Origin of the sequence: Mesorhizobium sp. M8A.F.Ca.ET.021.01.1.1 (assembly GCF_003998025.1) — a bacterium.
In the GTDB taxonomy this organism is placed as follows: Bacteria; Pseudomonadota; Alphaproteobacteria; order Rhizobiales; family Rhizobiaceae; genus Mesorhizobium.
Map to the genome: position 1 here is coordinate 1 of NZ_RZSJ01000760.1, position 2,396 is coordinate 2,396.

Consider the following 2,396-nt stretch of genomic DNA (forward strand, 5'->3'; position numbering starts at 1 on the left):
GTATCTGCCGTGGGCGGCGTTCACCGCGCTGAGTGGCGTACTCGCCTTCCAGATGGATGGGGTCTTCATTGGCGCGACATGGTCGCGCGACATGCGCAACATGATGCTGTTGTCGTTCCTCGTCTTTGCCGCAGCGCTGATCACGCTGGCGCCCGCCTTTGGCAATGCCGGTCTGTGGGCCGCGCTGCACGTTTTCCTGCTGGTGCGGGGATTGAGCCTGCTGACAATTCTGCGGCTGCGGATACAAACCGCGTTCAGCTGAGCGGCTTCGACGCCCATCGATCGACATGACTGTCGCGCAACTCGCGCATCGACCTGAGTTTCTCTGTCTCGGCAAAGCGCGCCATCCCGGCGACGATCCGGCCCGGCAGCGCCGGTCCGGCATAGATCATGCCGGTGTAGAGCTGGACGAGATCGGCGCCGGCGCGGATCTTCTCCAGTGCCGTCTCCGCCGAGTTGACGCCGCCGACACCGATGATGGCCATGTCCGGCCCGGCGAGCCTGCGCATCTTCGCCAGCACGATGGTCGAGCGCTCGAACAGCGGCTTGCCCGAGAGCCCGCCGGTCTCGCCCGCCGTGCCGCCGCTCTTCAGCGCGGGCCGCGAAATCGTGGTGTTGGAGACGATGATGCCGTCGATCTTCTTCTCGGTGACCTCGGCGGCGATATCCTCCAGTTCAGCCTCGACCAGGTCAGGCGCGATCTTGAGGAAGACCGGCGGCTGCGCGGACGCCGTGGCGCGTGCGGCCATGAGGCGGGACAGCAAGTCGCCGAGCTGCTCGCGCGCCTGCATGGTGCGCAAGCCCGGCGTGTTGGGCGAGGAGATATTGACCGTGAGATAGCTGGCATATTGCGCAAACCGTGCGACGCCGCGCTCATAGTCGCCGACGCGGTCGGCGCTGTCCTTGTTGGCGCCGATGTTGACCCCGACGATGCCGCCGCGTCCCTTGCGCGCGGCAAGGCGTTTTTCGGCCGCCGCGTGGCCCTCATTGTTGAAGCCCAGCCGATTGATGACGGCTTCATCCGATGTCAGCCGAAAGATGCGCGGCTTCGGATTGCCGGCCTGCGGCAGCGGGGTGACGGTGCCGACCTCGGCGAAGCCGAAGCCCAGCCCAAGCAGCGCGTCGGGCACCTCGGCGTTCTTGTCGTAGCCGGCCGCCATGCCAAGCGGATTGGGGAAATCGAGACCGCAAAGGCTGACCTGCAGCCTTGTATCGCGTACCGTCCGCGCGCCGACCGGCAGGCCGCAGCGCAATGCCGCGATCGACAGGCCGTGCGCGGTTTCCGGATCGAAGGTGAACAGCAGCTTCTGGCCGATCCGGTCGAGCACGCTCATTGCCCCTCCAGGGCCGGGAACTGGTGGCTACCGTCGGCACCGAGCGGCAGCGGCTTGACCCACAGCACCGCCTTCGGGTCGAGCACGCCGTAGAGATGCGGAAACAGCGCGCCGCCGCGCGAGACCTCGTATTTCAGCGCATCACCCAGGCTGGTGCCGTCGACGGCGACCAGCAGAAGGTCGGTCTGGCCAGAAAAATGCTTTGCCGCGGTTTCCGCTGCCTGCTCTGCCGTCGAGAAATGGATGAAGCCGTCGGCGATGTCGATTGGCGCGCCGGTGAAGCGGCCATTGGCTTCGGCCTCGCACCAAGGCGCTTGCGGAGTTATCTTGTAGATAATCTGTGACATGGTTGCGCTATAATCCGAACCAGTCGTGCGGGGAAGGCCAGGCCAAGGGTCTTCCCCATTTCCGGCGCAAAGATGCGATATTTCAGGCTTTGGCCATGGAGGACGACATGCGTCTGCAGCACATCTTGATCCCCGCCGCGCTCGCTTCACTGGTCGCGGCTTCAGCTTATTCGGAAGAAACCGACCGCTACCGGCTGGAAAAGTCGGCCACCGGCTATATTCGCATGGATACCCAGACCGGCGCGATGTCGATCTGCGAAGAGCGTTCGGGCCAGCTCGTCTGCAAGATGGCGGCCGACGAACGCGCCGCTTACCAGGATGAGGTCGATCGCTTGCAGACCTCGATGAAGGCAATGGACGAGCGCGTCACCAGGCTGGAGAACTCGCTCTCGGCCCGCCTCGAATCGAAACTGCCGAGCGAGGAGGATTTCAACAAGACGATGAGCTACATGGAGCGCTTCCTGAAGGGCTTCATGGGCATCGTCAAGGATATGGACAAGGACAGCGGCGGCGGCGCCCAGCTCAACTCGCAGAAGACCTGAGCGCCAGAGACAAGGAAAACGCGGCGCGTTGGCTTTGCCGCTTGAAAACAGCGCGCTGCCCCTCATAATCATCCGACTGATCCCGCAAAAAGCAGTAAATCGGGGATTCGGGGAGGGACATTTGCCGTCAGGCTATTCTTTCGTCATCGCCGACGATCATCCGCTGGTTCGCG

3 protein-coding genes and 1 pseudogene are annotated in these 2,396 nt (G+C 63.9%); 2 read left to right on the forward strand and 2 right to left on the reverse strand.

The genetic code is table 11. The annotated features are described in order from the left end of the window. Window positions 1-262: pseudogene (locus EOA36_RS33435) on the forward strand (MATE family efflux transporter); the annotation flags it as partial. On the opposite strand, the gene EOA36_RS33440 reads toward EOA36_RS33435, so the two are convergent. After that, window positions 255-1,334 carry a quinone-dependent dihydroorotate dehydrogenase gene (locus EOA36_RS33440; protein ID WP_127281010.1) on the reverse strand — a complete coding sequence of 360 codons (1,080 nt, stop codon included), beginning with the start codon at window positions 1,332-1,334 and terminating at the stop codon, window positions 255-257. The pseudogene EOA36_RS33435 and the gene EOA36_RS33440 overlap by 8 nt on opposite strands. Continuing rightward, window positions 1,331-1,681, reverse strand: a complete 351-nt coding sequence (locus EOA36_RS33445) for a DUF952 domain-containing protein (protein WP_127281011.1) — start codon at window positions 1,679-1,681, stop codon at window positions 1,331-1,333. Before EOA36_RS33445 ends, EOA36_RS33440 begins: the two co-directional genes overlap by 4 nt. Before the next feature lie 107 nt (window positions 1,682-1,788). On the opposite strand from EOA36_RS33445, the gene EOA36_RS33450 reads away from it, so the two are divergent. Further along, entirely contained in the window at window positions 1,789-2,223 is a 435-nt protein-coding gene (locus EOA36_RS33450; RefSeq protein WP_127281012.1) for a hypothetical protein, read from the forward strand. Window positions 2,224-2,396 lie beyond the last annotated feature (173 nt).